Annotated in this window: 10 protein-coding genes; 5 read left to right on the forward strand and 5 right to left on the reverse strand. The window is 71.1% G+C overall.

Translation table 11 applies throughout. The features are described 5' to 3' along the window. The first annotated feature begins 95 nt into the window (after positions 1 to 95). The 3 genes from ACGFU7_RS16970 (at position 96) to ACGFU7_RS16980 (ending at position 4,110) form a co-directional block, all read left to right on the forward strand. The gene (locus ACGFU7_RS16970; RefSeq protein ID WP_393696513.1) at positions 96 to 1,064 is read left to right on the forward strand and encodes an alpha/beta hydrolase; all 969 of its coding nucleotides are present in this window, start codon (positions 96 to 98) and stop codon (positions 1,062 to 1,064) included. Continuing rightward, entirely contained in the window at positions 1,061 to 1,909 is an 849-nt protein-coding gene (locus ACGFU7_RS16975; RefSeq protein WP_393696515.1) for an alpha/beta fold hydrolase, read from the forward strand. Before ACGFU7_RS16970 ends, ACGFU7_RS16975 begins: the two co-directional genes overlap by 4 nt. Before the next feature lie 755 nt (positions 1,910 to 2,664). Beyond that, positions 2,665 to 4,110: a helix-turn-helix domain-containing protein gene (locus tag ACGFU7_RS16980; RefSeq protein ID WP_393696517.1), complete on the forward strand. Its 1,446-nt coding sequence runs from the start codon at positions 2,665 to 2,667 to the stop codon at positions 4,108 to 4,110. Between the two features lie 59 nt (positions 4,111 to 4,169). Here ACGFU7_RS16980 and ACGFU7_RS16985 read toward each other — a convergent pair whose 3' ends face one another. The 5 genes from ACGFU7_RS16985 to ACGFU7_RS17005 form a co-directional block, all read right to left on the reverse strand. After that, positions 4,170 to 7,649: a M28 family peptidase gene (locus ACGFU7_RS16985; protein WP_393696631.1), complete on the reverse strand. Its 3,480-nt coding sequence runs from the start codon at positions 7,647 to 7,649 to the stop codon at positions 4,170 to 4,172. 251 nt (positions 7,650 to 7,900) lie between these two features. Beyond that, on the reverse strand, positions 7,901 to 8,464 hold the full coding sequence (locus ACGFU7_RS16990; RefSeq protein WP_393696519.1) for a hypothetical protein: 564 nt from the start codon (positions 8,462 to 8,464) through the stop codon (positions 7,901 to 7,903). A 149-nt stretch (positions 8,465 to 8,613) separates the two neighbouring features. Then, positions 8,614 to 9,807 carry a serine/threonine-protein kinase gene (locus ACGFU7_RS16995; protein ID WP_393696633.1) on the reverse strand — a complete coding sequence of 398 codons (1,194 nt, stop codon included), beginning with the start codon at positions 9,805 to 9,807 and terminating at the stop codon, positions 8,614 to 8,616. 440 nt (positions 9,808 to 10,247) lie between these two features. Next, the gene (locus ACGFU7_RS17000; protein WP_393696521.1) at positions 10,248 to 10,979 is read right to left on the reverse strand and encodes an HAD family hydrolase; all 732 of its coding nucleotides are present in this window, start codon (positions 10,977 to 10,979) and stop codon (positions 10,248 to 10,250) included. A gap of 25 nt (positions 10,980 to 11,004) precedes the next feature. Continuing rightward, positions 11,005 to 11,490: an Lrp/AsnC family transcriptional regulator gene (locus ACGFU7_RS17005; protein WP_393696523.1), complete on the reverse strand. Its 486-nt coding sequence runs from the start codon at positions 11,488 to 11,490 to the stop codon at positions 11,005 to 11,007. A 230-nt stretch (positions 11,491 to 11,720) separates the two neighbouring features. Here ACGFU7_RS17005 and ACGFU7_RS17010 point away from each other — a divergent pair, with 230 nt between their 5' ends. Both ACGFU7_RS17010 and ACGFU7_RS17015 read left to right on the forward strand, forming a co-directional pair. Continuing rightward, a complete protein-coding gene (locus ACGFU7_RS17010) occupies positions 11,721 to 12,698 on the forward strand; it encodes an alpha/beta hydrolase (RefSeq protein ID WP_393696525.1) in 978 nt (325 codons plus the stop codon). Next, positions 12,691 to 13,854, forward strand: coding sequence for an acyltransferase (locus ACGFU7_RS17015; protein WP_393696527.1), 1,164 nt, complete (start codon positions 12,691 to 12,693; stop codon positions 13,852 to 13,854). The genes ACGFU7_RS17010 and ACGFU7_RS17015 overlap by 8 nt, the downstream gene beginning before the upstream one ends. Positions 13,855 to 13,958 lie beyond the last annotated feature (104 nt).

The following is a 13,958-nucleotide window of genomic DNA, read 5'->3' on the forward strand; positions in this document are numbered from 1 at the left end:
GCCGCACCCACGACGTCCGCCGGCTTCCATGGACAGGTTGCGAACCACGTGGTTCACTTTTCTCCTGGATGAATCCCATCCACTCGGAGGTCGGCATGAGCGTGTCTGCGGAGCGCGAGAAGGTCCGCTGGGTCAGTGGCGACACGGAGTGTGCCGCCTGGCACTATCCGGGAACCAACGGCGCCTGCGTGATCATGGCCGGTGGCGGCGGGGTGACCAAGGAGCCGGGCACCGACCCGTTCGCCAGGCGATTTCACGATGCGGGGTTCACCGTCCTCGCCCTCGACCACCGGCACCTCGGGGAGAGCGGCGGGCAGCCGCGCCAGGTCGTGCGCATCGGGGAGCAGCTTGCCGACTGGCAGGCCGCGATCGCGTTCGCCGCGACCCTGCCGGGAGTCGACCCGGCCAGACTCGCGATCTGGGGCTTCTCCCTGTCGGGCGGTCATGTCTTCCGCGTCGCGGCGCGCAATCCACACCTTGCGGCAGCGATCGCGCAGACACCGAATGCCGACGGCCCGGCCGCCACACGCAATGCGATGCGCCATCAGAAACCACTGGTGATGCTGCGCCTCACCGCGATGGGCCTGCTCGACGCCGTCGGCGGTCTGTTCGGCAGGCAGCCCCTGCTGGTGCCGCTCGCCGGGAAACCGGGCATCGTCGCGCTCCTCACCACGCCGGACGGCATCGACGGCGACCGAGCGCTCAACCCGGACAACAGGTACCCGGACTGGCAACAGGCGGTCGCCGCCCGCTCCGTACTCCGTATCGGCTCCTACCGGCCCGGCCGCTATGCGTCCGAGGTGCGGTGCCCGTTACTGGTCCTCGTGTGCGACCAGGACCGGTCGGCACTTGCCGAACCGGCCGCCGCCGCAGCACGCCGAGCCCCCCGCGGGGAGCTCGTACGGATGCCCGGCGGGCACTACGAGCCCTTCCTGGAGGGCCACGAGCACGCCGTCGAGGCCGAGTTGGCCTTCCTGCGACGGCACCTGATCGACCCTGCGCCGGCCGGTCACTCCGCAATCGCCACCGGCGCCGCGGACTCCTCGCCGGAACGACCGGCATGAGGGATATCGAGCTGTCCGCCGGGACGATCGAGTACGAGGACACCGGCGGCGACGGCCCCACGGTCGTGCTGTTGCACGGGTTGATGATGGACTCCTCGCTGTGGGACGGACCGATCGCCGATCTGGCTGCCGACCACCGGTGCGTGGCACCGACGCTGCCCCTCGGCGCGCACCGTCACGCGATGCGGGCCGATGCCGACCTGTCGCTGCCCGGCACCGCCCGGCTGGTCGCGGAGTTCCTCCACCGCCTCGATCTGCGTGACGTCACCCTCGTCGGCAACGACACCGGCGGTGCGCTCGTCCAGCTGACTGTCTGTGAAGACACCGCGCGCGTGGGACGGATCGTGCTCGCCTCGTGCGAAGCGTTCGACAACTTCCCGCCCGGGCTCACGGGCCGGACGCTCGTGCTCACCGGCAAGCTCTCGCCCGGGATGTTCGGGCTGTTCATGCAGCAGATGCGGATCCGGGCGCTCCGGCGGCTCCCGTTCGCGTTCGGCCGGCTGACCAAGCGGGGTGATTCGGCCACCGCCCGGTGGGTGAAGCCGGTCATGGAGCAGCCCGGGATCCGCCGCGACGCCGTACGAACACTGCGGGCAGCAGGGGCGGACACCCGTCTGATGCTCAGGGCCGCCGAATCCCTGCCCGACTTCGACCGCCCCGCCCTCGTCGTCTGGGCGGGCGACGACCGCGTGATGCCACCCGAGCACGGCCGACGCCTCGCCGAACTCCTCCCGAAGGGGCGGCTGGTCGAGATCGAGGACAGCTACACCCTCATCCCTCTCGATCAGCCGACGAGGCTCGCACAGGTCATCCGCGAGTTCACCCACGCACCCGACGCGACCTAGACGTTCCGCACGGACCGGTCGAGCCCGAAGCGACCGGCTCGCCCTCCACCGACGGACCGGCCTACGCGGCCCTCGGCGAGGCCATGGCGGATGTTTACGGAAAGCCGATGGCCGCCCTCGGCCAGGGCGGCTCAATCCGCCTGCGGCCCCGCGCCTACGACTCCAAGTAGCACAGGACCGCCAGCGCTCCTCAACTCCTGCAGCCCATGGCGGTCATGACGATGCCGCTCGCGTCACTTCGGGTCGAAGACGATCCAGACCTGCCCCGGAGCGAAGGTCACGCCCAGAGATGCCGCGGCTGACTTCTTCGTCCGGGATGCGCGCACGGCCGCCGCCCCTGCCGAGTCGGCCGACGCAACGCTTCCGGCTTCTGCCGTTCGCTGCGACGGCTCCCTGTCCATCATCACGCAGATGGTCGCCCAGGGGTTCCCAAGGGCAGGGCGGGCGGCTCGTCGGTCGCGGCGGGGCGTGCTCAGTACGGCAGCGGGCGGCCGGACGGGGTTCGCAGATCGAGTGGCGGCGGCCGCGACGGCAGCTGCGGACGTCGGACGATCGTGATGCGGCCCATTGCCACCACCTCCTGTCGTTCACCGGTCATATGCCCCGTGCGTCGCCCCTTCATGCGTATCCGGACCCGCTCAACTGGCCGACTGGAAAAGAGTGTTACACCGCACACGCGTGCTCGCTATCCTCCCGGCTATGAGCCATGAGCGTGGCACGGGTGGAACATCCGGCGGGGCTCCGCGGGGTTCCGGGTGACCGAGGGCGTGGACCCTTCGCCGGATGTCCGTACCGCAGAGGCATGGAGAGCCTTCGGAACCCGATTACGTCAGTGGCGCAGGCGCGCCGGGCTCACCCAGGTGCAGGTGGGCGCCCGCGTCGGCTACGACCACACCGCCATCAGCAAGCTGGAGCACGGCACCCGTAGGGCACCGCTGCCGCTGGCGCGCAGGCTGGACGATCTGCTGACGGCCGGCGGCGACCTCGTCGACGCCTGCGAGGCGGCGCAGGCCGAAGGGCCGGGTGGCACGGGCGCGGAGAGCGGGCGCGTACGTCCCGCAGCGGCCACCGCCCGGACGGTCCCCCTGCCCGGCGAGCCCGCAGGCGGCGCCCTGCTCTCGATGCTGCCGCCGGACACCGCCCTGCCCATCACCCTGCCCACCTACGGGCTGGTGTGTCCGGTGCACGGCCGCGACGGCTGCAGCGTACCTGTACTCGCCGACGTCATCGCCCTGCATTCGGCCTTCTGTGCCCTGGGCCCGGCCACCGTCTCGTGCCCGCCGCTGGACATCGACACCGTGCACGCCCTGACGGCGCTGCTCGCCGTCTGTCAGCGGGCCGACGAGGAGCGCGCCTGGCCGGGAGCGACCGTCGTGGTCGAGCGCACCCTGCACGCGATGCTCCGCTGGATGGCCCTCCCCGCGGCGCCGTACCAACGCCAACTCGCGCCCCTGGCGGCCGAGTACGCACAGTCGGCCGGCTGTCTGCGGCTGTTGTGGGGCCGGAACGCGACAGCGATGGCCTGGCTCGACCGGTCGCTGGTCTGGGCCGGCCTGGCCGGTCATGTCGCAACGGAGGTGGCCGCGCTCAGCGACATGAGCACCCTGGCGCGGCTGGAGGGCGACGGACCCTCAGCCCTCGCCTACGGCGGCGCGATCCGGCAGGCGGCCGCGGGCCGGTTCTGGGCGGGCGCCATGAGTGATCTGTACGAGGCGCGCGGGCATGCGGTGCGGGGCGACGCGCGGCAGACCCTGGGCCATATCGACCGTGCCTGGTCACAGATGGACCGGGTCGGCGAGCAGGACGAGACGGAGGCACCCTGGCTGTCCGTCGCCTCCGTGCGTCTGAGGGTGGAGTCCGGCGCCGCCGGGGCCCTGCGGGATCTCGCAGCGGCGACCGGGGACCGCCGGCTGGCGCTGCGCGCGGTCGCGGCGACCCGTACCGCGCTGGGTCTGCTCCCTGAGGGGATGCACTCGACACGGATGCTGTTCCTGGTACGGATGGCCGACGCCCATGCCTGCGCCCAGGATCCGCACGCGGCGATCGCCATCGCCGAACCCGTACTGGACACCACCGAGGTGACCGCGTCGACGCTGCTCGGCCAGGAACTGCGCGGTCTGCACAGCAGGTTGGCGGCCCGGCGCGGCAATGGGCCGGAGACCGACGACTTCACCCGCCGGCTGGCGGCCGTCGTCCACTGAGGCGCCGAAGGCGGGGCGTGTAGGTACACGCCCCGCCCCGGTGGGATTTTGATGACGGGTCAGCTTGCGTTCAGCGTCACGTCGTCCACGACGAAGCTGGTCTGCAGATAGGCGTCCTCACTGCTGGTGAACCCGAGCGTCACCGTCTGACCGGCGAAGGCACCGACGTCGAAGGTCTTCTGGGCGTAAGAGCCTGCGGCGTCCAGGTTGGAGTACGTCGCAAGCGTCTTGGTGCCCAGCTTCACGGTGAACGTGTCGTACGCGGTCGGGTCGCCCGCCGACTCGTCGGTGTCGGTGCGCAGATAGAACGACAGCTGGTAGGCCGAGCAGCCCGACGGAATGGTCAGCGACTGCGAGGCGGTGTCGGAGTGCGTGGATCCCCAGCCGCCGAGCCAGGCCATGTACGCGCCGCTGTGCGCGGGCTTCTCCGACGTCCGGTTGCTGACGACACCGTCCGTCTGGGTCCACGGCGCGACGCCCTCCTCGAAGCCGCCGTTGGCGACGGCCTGCCGCGCCTGGCAGGTGCCGCCGCCACCGACGACGAGCGAGTACGTGGTGGCGTGCGTGGCCGTACCGGTCCCGGTCACCGTGATGGTGTACGTACCCGGCGCGGTCCGGTCCCCGGCGGAGACGGTCATGGCCGACGAGGAACCCGACTGTACGGAGGCCGGGTCGAACGCGACCGTGACACCGCTGGGCGCCCCTGAGGCCGTCAGTTTCACGGACTGCGCGGGGCCGCTGGTGGTCGCCGTCGACACACTCGCGGTGACCGAGCCGCCCGGCTGGACATTGCCGGAGACCGGCTTCACCACGACGGAGAAGTCATCGGCCGGCGCGGTCGTGCCGACGGAAGTCTTCCACACCGTGTAGGCGACACCGTCGGCGCTGCGGTCGAGCGCGGTCGCGTTGATGTTGCTCGTGGTGTCGCAGGACTGGTGGTAGCAGGAGTCGTAGGACCTGCCCGCCGTACCGCCCCACTTGGCGGCCTGCGCCGACGACTTGGTGTCGCCGGCGCCCGTGGCGTATCCGGAGGTGGGAATGCCGCCCTGCTGGAAGGAGTAGTCGTCGGACCGTCCCTGGCCCTCGACGTTCTCCTCCGGCGCGAGGCTCAGCGAGTCCCAGTACTCCTTCATCGGGGCCGAGGCGGCCGAGTTGACGTTGTTGATGAAGTAGCCCGCGTTGGTCGAGGCGACCATGTCGAAGTTGTAGTACGCCTTGATGGTGCTGCGCTGGGCGGCGGTGAGCTGGCCGACGTAGTACTCGGAACCCTGCAGCCCCTGCTCCTCGCCGTTCCACCAGGCGAAGCGGACATGCTTGGTCATCGCCGGGTTCTGCTGCGCGAGCACGAGCGCGTTTTCCAGCAGGGTGGCGGATCCCGAGCCGTTGTCATTGATACCGGGGCCGGCCGCGACGCCGTCCAGGTGGGCGCCGAACATGACGGTCTGGTCGGACGGGCCGCCCGGCCAGTCGGCGATCAGGTTGTTGCCGCGGTACGTGCAACTGGTGCAGGTCTGCTCGCTGACGGTGTAACCGGCCGCCTGCAGCTTGCCCTTCACATAGGCGACCGACGCCGTGTATCCGGCGCTGCCGGCCCGGCGGTTGCCACCGTTCTGCGTAGCGATGGTGTTCAGCTGCGCAAGGTGCGACTGTACGTTGGCGACGCTGATGTCGGGCGCGTTGCCGCCCGGATTGCCGCCGTTGTCGACGGTCAGGGTGTACTGCGCGGTGTGGCTCTGGGGGCCGTCACCCTTCACCGTGAAGGTGTACGCGCCGGGCGCGGCGTTCGACGTCGCGGACACGGTCATCGTCGAGGACGCTCCGGACTGCACCGACGACGGGCTGAAGCTCGTGGTGACACCGCTCGGCAGGCCGCTCGCCGTCAGGTTCACCGTCTGCGCACTCCCGGAGCTGACCGATGTACGCACCGTGGCCGTCGCCGAGTCGCCCGGCTTCACGGAGCCGGACGCCGGGTCCAGGGACATCGTGAAGTCGTTGTTGCCGCTGGGCGTACAGGTCGGGTCGCCGCTCTGGGCGGGGACGCTGACGGCGTCCCAGGCGGCCTTGGTCCGGTTGAAGAGCACACAACCGGAGTCGAGGTTCTTGGCGGCGGTGAGGGTGGTCGTGCGGTAGCGCTTGTAGGTCATTCCGCTCGTCTTGAGCAGCATGCCGCCGTAGAAGACCTTGCCGGCGCTCTGGATGCCGACACCGGTGACCGAGGAGCTGTTGCACGTCGGGCTGGTCGGCTTGCCGCCGCCCGGGTTCGAGCCCTCGGCCAGCAGATAGAACCAGTGGTTCAGCGGACCGGCCGCCGCGTGCTCCTCGGTGTTGGGTATGGAGGAGCTGTAGCAGTTCGGGTCGCCGATCTGCCCCGGGTTGTACATGATCCGGATCGGCCCGCTGCCGACCAGGTTGATCTTCTCGCCGATGGTGTAGTCCGGGTCGTCGTACGGGGCGGGCTCATTGGTGTACGCCTCGGTCAGGGCGCCCATGATGTCGCCGGTGGCCTCGCCGAGACCGGACTCGTTGTCGGCGCCGCCGGGGGTGTACTGGTCGATGCCGTGGCCGAACTCATGGCCCACCACATCCATCGCGCCGATCCACTGGTTGGCGTCGTTGTGGCCGATGGAGACCGAGGAGCCGTCCCAGTAGGCGTTGACGTCGTTCAGTCCGACCTCGACCGGCCAGCTGCCGCCGTTGCCGTTGTGTCCGTTGCGGCCCAGCCAGTCCCGCAGCATGTTCCACTCGTGCTGCGCCGCCCACATGACGTCGGCGCAGCCGGTCTCCTTGCTGGAGGCGTTGCCGGTGCCCCAGGAGTCGCTCGACTTGCTGAAGACACTGCCCGTGCTGTAGTCGGCGCAGCTCAGGCCGGGCCGGTTCGGGTCGCGCAGCGAGTAGCTGCTGCCCGACGCGGTGGTGTCGATGGCCAGCGGCGACGGACCGTTCCACTGGCTGTTGCCGGTGCCCGCCTTGACGTCGTCGTAGCTGTCGAGCACCTTGCCGGTGCCCGCGTCGACGAAGACATGCAGCCGGCTGGGGGCCTTGGCGCTGCGCCCGGTGAGCACCGTCTCCCAGGCCAGCCGGGAGGTCCTGCCTGTGGCGCGCACGACCAGGCGGTGCGATTCCACCCGCTTCACGGTGGTGAGCTTCTTGCGGGAGGCGGTCTCGGCCGCCTCGGCGGAAACGGTCGGTGTGGTCGGTACGTTGATCCGCCGGGACACCGCCGACTGGGTGCCGCGTACCCGGCCCTCGGAGTCGGCCACCACGACGGCGTCCCCGCCGACGACCGGCAGGCCGCGGTAGGTGCGCTGGTACGCGACGGAGTACATGCCCTTGATCCAAGGGGTCACCATTTGCCGCTCGTATTGTTCGTCGGGCCCCTTCGCCAGGGTGTCGAGACCACTGGCGGCGGCCCGGTCGGCTGCCGACACCGCGGCCGAGAGCGCGGTCGGGGCGGGCGGAGACGGTTCGGCAGATGCTGACTGGCCGCTGGTGGCGACCAGCATTCCGGCGAGGACGGCCAGGGTTGTCCCGGCCGTCATCGGTCTGCGTTTCATCGAGGCTCCTTGAGTCGGGGGGCCTCGATCACGGGCAGCGGCGTACGATGACGCACTTGCTCCGGCCGTCGAGGGCCGGCCCCGTCGCCCGTGTCGCCGTCGTCCCTGATCGAGCGACCGAACACTCACATGTCGCCATGGCCTCGTCAATGAACTGCGAAGGCTGCCGTAGGACTTGGCAAGTTTGGTCAAGCCCCGGTGGTGGGATCGCACAACAACCCGGGCGTGCGGGGCGGTTACTCCAGGCCGGAGATCGTGAACACGGTACGCGCGGTCCGACGGTCGATCCGGTCGGCCAGCTGCCGTAGCGCCGTCACCCCGCACCGCAGCGTCCCGCGTTTCACACAGCCGCGGGCGTCGTCGTCCAGCCGGTGCCACAGCGCCGGATTGGCGAGGAACACCTGGGGGTCGACCTCGACCCGGCCGCCGTCCGCGTCACGGAGCACCAGGCGCTGGGAGACTCCGTCCGACCAGCGCACCGACACCAGCCGGTCGGTGCGCACGATCCGTTCGCGCACCAGGCCCCGGCAGGACAGCCACCCGGCACCCGCGTGGACCCGTGGCGGTACCAGGACCACGAACAGCAGGGCGGCCAGGCCGGTCCACAACAGTGCACGCAGCCAGGTGAGGTGACCGGCCGTCGCATCGACGGCCAGGAGCAGCCCGAGGAGAGTCACGGCGCAGCGGACCGCGAACCGCAGGTCCCCGGCCCAGCCGTGGTCGTAGGCGGTCGTATCGGGCCCAGGGTGTGCTCGGCCGGAGCGCGGGCCGGGCACGGCTCGGATGTCACGTCGTCCCATGGCAGAGACGTTATGGAAGCCGGCCGGCCCGTCGGCGTCCGTTGACGAACCACTGATGCCGCAGCCGCCGGTCCTTACGGCTGCTTGACGGGCAGTGCCGCGGTCGGGACGGTACGGTCATCGGGTCGGGGTCGGCAGCGGAGAGCGGCTCACTCCTCTCCGTCGTCCCCGTCGTCCTCGCTGTCCTGTGCCGGCTGGTCGGGGGCCGGTGATTCGGGTCCGGTGGATGCGGTGGGGCCGGGGCCCGGGGTGTCGGCCGAGCCGGAATCCGGGGAGAACAGGCTCATCCCCAGGTACACGGCCGCGAGGAAGGCGACCGTACCGGCAATGGCGCTGGCCACCCTGGGCCGGCGCCTGATCGCCTCGCGGGCGCCGGTGCGCCGCCGGACAGGCGCGGACCGGTCGGCCGGACGCCGTCTGCGGCTGCCGGCCTGCGGCAGGCGATACGTCGTCACGCCTCCGGCCTCCTGAGTGGAGGAAGGTGCCGGGGCGGGGGCGAACGCGGGAGCGGGCGCCGGGGCGTAAGGAGCACTCGGTGCTGCCTGAGGGGGCGTGCGGGCGTACATGGGCATGGGCTCCGGCCGTCCCCGCCACGCATCGCTCTGGAACCAGTCGGCGACCTGCTGGGCGCCGGGCCGGTCCTCGGGCTGCTTCGCGAGCAGCCCCAGCAGATAGGAGTCGAAGGCGGGGGACAGGTCGACGCCCCGCTGTCTGAGCGGCACGGGGGCCGTGTCGACATGCTGATAGAGCGTGGCGGTCGCGGTGTCGGAGCGGAACGGTGGCTCGCCCAGCAGAAGTTGGTAGATCACACAGCCGAGGGAGTACATGTCGGACGCCGCACCGGCCGTACGGCCCAGGGCGCGCTCCGGGGCGAGGTAGAGACTGGTGCCGACGATCTGCCCCGTGGTGGTCAGCGCGGCGGAAGGGTCGTCGACGAACTGGGCGATGCCGAAGTCGCCGATCTTGACGGCCCCTTCGGCGTCCAGCATCAGGTTTCCGGGCTTGATGTCACGGTGCACGATGCCCTGCCGATGGGCGGCGGCGAGCCCCGCGGCCGCCTGGCCGGCGATCCGGGCGACCTGCTCGGCGCCGAGCCGCTCCTCGGCCGCGAGCAGATCGCCCAGGCTTCTGCCCTCGACGAGCTCCATCACGAGGTAGAAGCGGTCCTCCCAGGCCCCGAAGTCGAACACGGCCACCAGATGAGGGTGACTCAGGCGGGCCGCGGTCTGCGCCTCCAGACGGAACCGGGCGGTGGCCGACTCGTCCGCGTGGTCGCCCAGCAGCAGCTTCACGGCCACCGCTCGGCCGAGCACTTCGTCGGCGGCGCGCCACACCTCACCCATGCCGCCGCGGCCGATGGGGGACGACAAGCGGTACCGACCAGCTACCAGCACCTGTGCACCTATCTCGAATTGTGGGCCGCTTCGACTGCCACGGCGGCGACCCGACCGGGATCGGGGCGGGGTGGGGGCGCGCGGCATGATCAGGATATCGGGCCGCCGGACCTCGACGGCACGCCGAGCAGCCGCTCGCTGTCCGCAGGGGCTCCGCCGGGCCGCAGCGCCGCGGATTCCTCACCAGGTGTCGACGAACGGGCGGCGCCTGCCGGGCGAGAGGGCCGGGGCGGAGACGTCCTCGGGGGACCGGCCGCCGAGCGCCGTTAAGGATCCAGGCCCGGGAGTCCGCCGGGTCGATCACCGCGACGATCTCCAGCGCCGCCGCCGCGTCGACCGCCTCGCCGTGCTCGTACAGTTCGGCGACCCGCTCGGAGTCGGAGCCATAGTCAGGAAGACGGAACTCGCCGAACGGGCGCGGGCCGGCGCCCTGCCCCCGGGAACAGCCAGTCGTACGCGGCCTGCGCCGTGAACTCGCTCTGCCCGCCCGCGAAGAGCAGACCGGCCGCCGTGAAGGCCGGATCGCAGGCCGTCGCGGCCACATAGGGAATCGCGATGCAGCGCATGCCCGCCGCATGCGCTGCGGCCGCTCCGGCCGCCGCGTCCTCCACGACCACACAGCCGGCGGGCGCCGCGCCGAGGCGGCGGGCGGCCTCCAGGAACACATCCGGTTCCGGCTTGCCGTGCGTCACCTCGTCGCCGGAGACATACGTGGTCAGATACGCGTCGAGTCCCGTGCCCGAGAGCACCGCCTCGATCGCCGCCCGGGACGAACCCGACGCCACCGCCATCCCGACGCCCTCCTGGCGCAGCCGCTCCACGAACTTCCGCATCTCGGGGAAGACCTCGGTCGACGACCGCGCCAGCTCCAGATACAGGGCATCCTGATCCGCCACCAGTTCGTCTACGGGCGCCTCGATCCCGTACTCGGCACGCAGGGCCGCCAGCGTCTCTCGGACACCGATCCCGATGAAGCGGGTGTGGTGCTCCCAGGTGAAACCGGGCGCGCCGTACCGCTCCAGAAGGCGGCGCGCCGCCTCGTAATAGTTCGGCTCGCTGTCCACCAGCGTGGCGTCGAGATCGAAGATGAGGGTGGGGACGGGGATGCGCCGGGAGCTCATGGCATCCAGCATGTCAAGACGGTGATCATTTCGGGCTGGATGCGGCTGTGCGGCCCACCGATTCGACCAGCGGCAGCAGCCGGTGCGGCACCCGCTCGCGCAGCGCCACCTCGGTACGCGTCCTGACCACACCGGGCAGTTGGATCAGCCGCTGGATCACATCCTCCAGATGCCCGTTGTCGCGTGCCACGACCCGGGCCAGCAGATCGCCGCCGCCCGTGGTCGAGAAGGCCTCGACGATCTCCGGCACCGAGGCGAGTGCCTCACCGACCTCGTCCAGATGCCCCTGGGTGACCTCCAGATGAACGAAGGCCAGCACCGGGTGGCCCAGCGCGGCGGGGGACAGGACCGGTCCCGTACCGGTGATCACACCGTCCCGCTCCAGCCGGTCGATACGGGCCTGGAGGGTGCCCCGGGCGACGGAGAGGATGCGTGCGTACTCGCGGACGCTGGTACGCGGCTGCTCGATGAGCAACCGCAGGATGCGGGTGTCGAGGGCGTCCACCGCCATGGTCCGTTGGTCTCTTCCTGGTAGGCCGATCCGGGCTGCGACTGTACCAATGGCCCGGCAGCGGCCCCGCCGGACCGGTCCGGCGCGACCCCGACTCGCATCTCATACCCGTAGTCCTGCAGAGCTACAAAAAAGGTTCACACCCCGGTGGGACGCGGACTACAAAGCCCTCTCCCTAGCTTCTGTACCCGAAGCAGTGCAGCCGTCCGGTACGGAAGGAACAACCCGTCATGTCGTCCCATTCGCGCAGCAGTCGCCTGCGTCGCGGCCTGCTCGCCGCGCTGGTGGCCGCCTCGGTGGCCGTGCCGATCGCGGGAGCGGCCGGCCCCGCGGCCGTACCGGCTCCGGCTCCGGCCGTCCAGGGCCCATTACGTACCGCCGCACCCGAGGCCCTCGCCGAGCGGTACGCCGCGACCCGTGCCGACATCGGGGCGGCCGAGCGGGCCGCCGCCGGCCACGGCGACCGCAAGCGGGCTGCCGCGCTGCACGCCATGGCCGGTCCCGCACGCCACTTCCTCTCCTTCGACGGCCGTGACGGGGGCCGCAGCGTCGAGGTCTTCGGCGACCTGTCCCACGCCGGACGGATCGCCGTGCTGGTCCCCGGCGCGGGCATCGGCGTCGACCACTACTGGCGTCTGCGGAGCGGCGCGCTCGCACTCCACGGCGAGCTGGGCGAGCGGTCGGCCGTCGTCGCCTGGCTCGGATACGAAACGCCGACGACCGTGAGCCCTACCTCGGTGACCTCGGGGCGGGCCGACGAGGCGGCCCCCGAACTGCGCGACTTCATGGGGGAGTTGCAAAGGCTGAGGCCCACGGCCCGGACCTCCCTCGTCTGCCACTCCTACGGCTCCGTCGTCTGCGCCCGCGCCGCGCACGGACTGCGGGTCGCGGACATCGTCCTGTACGGAAGCCCCGGCACCGGCTGCGCGAACGCCGCGGCCCTGCACACCCCGGCCACCGTCTGGGCGGGCCGCGGCAGCGACGACTGGATCGCCGACGTGCCCCACATGAAGCTCCAACTGCCCTTTGTGGACATCGGGTTCGGAACGGACCCGGTCTCGCCCGAGTTCGGCGCCGAGATCTTCGCGGCGGGCGACGGCGGCCACAGCGACTATCTCAAGCCCGGTTCCGTACCGCTGAAGAACATCGCCCGGATCGTGGCCGGAACGGCCATGTCCGCAGAGCCCTCGGGAGAGCGCCATGCGTGACTTCGTCCGGCAGATCGACTCCGCCACCCCTGCCGACCGTGACCGTGCGATCGACGCCCTGCGCGCCATCGCCATCCTCGGCGTGGTTCTCGGCCACTGGCTGGTGACCGCACTTGTCGTCGACAGCGGCACCATGCACGGCTCAAGCCCGCTCCAGTACATGCCCCAATTCACCCCGGTCTCCTGGGTGTTCCAGACCCTTGCCGTCTTCTTCCTGGTCGGCGGGCAGGTCGGCGCGAAGAGTTACGCCTGCGCCCGCGCCCGTGGCGAGAACTACGGCCGGTGGCTCCGCACGCGAATGACCCGGCTGCTGCGGCCGGTGGCCGTCGTGCCGGTCGTATGGACCGTGGCGGCGTGCACGATGCTCGCCTCCGGGACGGACCAGGACACCGTGCGCGCGCTGTGCAAGCTCGTGTGGTCCCCGCTCTGGTTCCTGGTGGTCTTCGCGGCGCTGACGGCGGCGACCCCGCTGGTGGCGAAGCTGCATCCGCTGTGGCCGTTCGCCGTCGTGCTGATCATCGACCTCTACCGGTTCGGTCTGGAGGTGCCCGGCGAGTTCGCCTCGGTCAATGTGGTGGCCGGCTGGCTGGTTCCGTACTGCCTGGGTGCGGCCTGGGCGCGGGGCGACCTGCACAGCCGCAGGACCGGCTGGACGCTGCTGCTCGGCGGGACCGCCGCCACCGCCGGACTCGTCCTCGGGGCCGGCTACCCGGCAGCCATGGTCGGGGTGCCCGGCCTGGAGATCTCCAACCTCGACCCGCCGACCCTCGCCGTGGTCACCTTCGGCCTCGCCCAGTGCGGAGCGGCGCTGCTACTGCTCGGCCCGCTGCGCCGGATGCTGCAACGCCCGGCCGTCTGGGCGGTGGTTGCGACGGTGAACCTCTGCGCGATGACGATTTTCCTGTGGCACCAGACCGCGATGATCGCGGTCACCGCGACCGGCCTGCTGGTGGGCGGGACCTTGCCGGGCCTGCACACCGTCCCCGACGCCCCCGGCTGGGTACTCGCCCGGCTGGCCTGGCTGCCCGTGTTCGCCATGGCGCTGCTGATCTGCTGGCTGGCGTTCCGTGGTTACGAGCAGGGGCGGCCGCGAAAGAAGAGCATGGTCGTCCGCAAGGGGCGTCCCGCGAGGTCGGCGGCGGCGCGTCGTGCTTGAGACGCGGGTGTGGAGCGGGACGAGATGGTGAAGCGGTCGGCGGAGGTCCTGCGGTCACCGCGCCGCACCGTGCGGGCGCTGCGCCGCATCGTGCAGGAGGCTCT

The sequence above is a fragment of the Streptomyces sp. NPDC048473 genome, assembly GCF_043200155.1.
GTDB lineage: Bacteria > Actinomycetota > Actinomycetes > Streptomycetales > Streptomycetaceae > Streptomyces.

Excerpts from the sequence above, each read along its gene's own strand:
- ACGFU7_RS16970 (WP_393696513.1), top strand. The coding sequence starts at position 96 with ATGAGCGTGTCTGCGGAGCGCGAGAAGGTCCGCTGGGTCAGTGGCGAC.
- ACGFU7_RS16975 (WP_393696515.1), top strand. The coding sequence starts at position 1,061 with ATGAGGGATATCGAGCTGTCCGCCGGGACGATCGAGTACGAGGACACC.
- ACGFU7_RS16985 (WP_393696631.1), bottom strand. The coding sequence starts at position 7,649 with ATGACGGCCGGGACAACCCTGGCCGTCCTCGCCGGAATGCTGGTCGCC.
- ACGFU7_RS16990 (WP_393696519.1), bottom strand. The coding sequence starts at position 8,464 with ATGGGACGACGTGACATCCGAGCCGTGCCCGGCCCGCGCTCCGGCCGA.
- ACGFU7_RS16995 (WP_393696633.1), bottom strand. The coding sequence starts at position 9,807 with ATGGGTGAGGTGTGGCGCGCCGCCGACGAAGTGCTCGGCCGAGCGGTG.
- ACGFU7_RS17000 (WP_393696521.1), bottom strand. The coding sequence starts at position 10,979 with ATGAGCTCCCGGCGCATCCCCGTCCCCACCCTCATCTTCGATCTCGAC.
- ACGFU7_RS17005 (WP_393696523.1), bottom strand. The coding sequence starts at position 11,490 with ATGGCGGTGGACGCCCTCGACACCCGCATCCTGCGGTTGCTCATCGAG.
- ACGFU7_RS17010 (WP_393696525.1), top strand. The coding sequence starts at position 11,721 with ATGTCGTCCCATTCGCGCAGCAGTCGCCTGCGTCGCGGCCTGCTCGCC.
- ACGFU7_RS17015 (WP_393696527.1), top strand. The coding sequence starts at position 12,691 with ATGCGTGACTTCGTCCGGCAGATCGACTCCGCCACCCCTGCCGACCGT.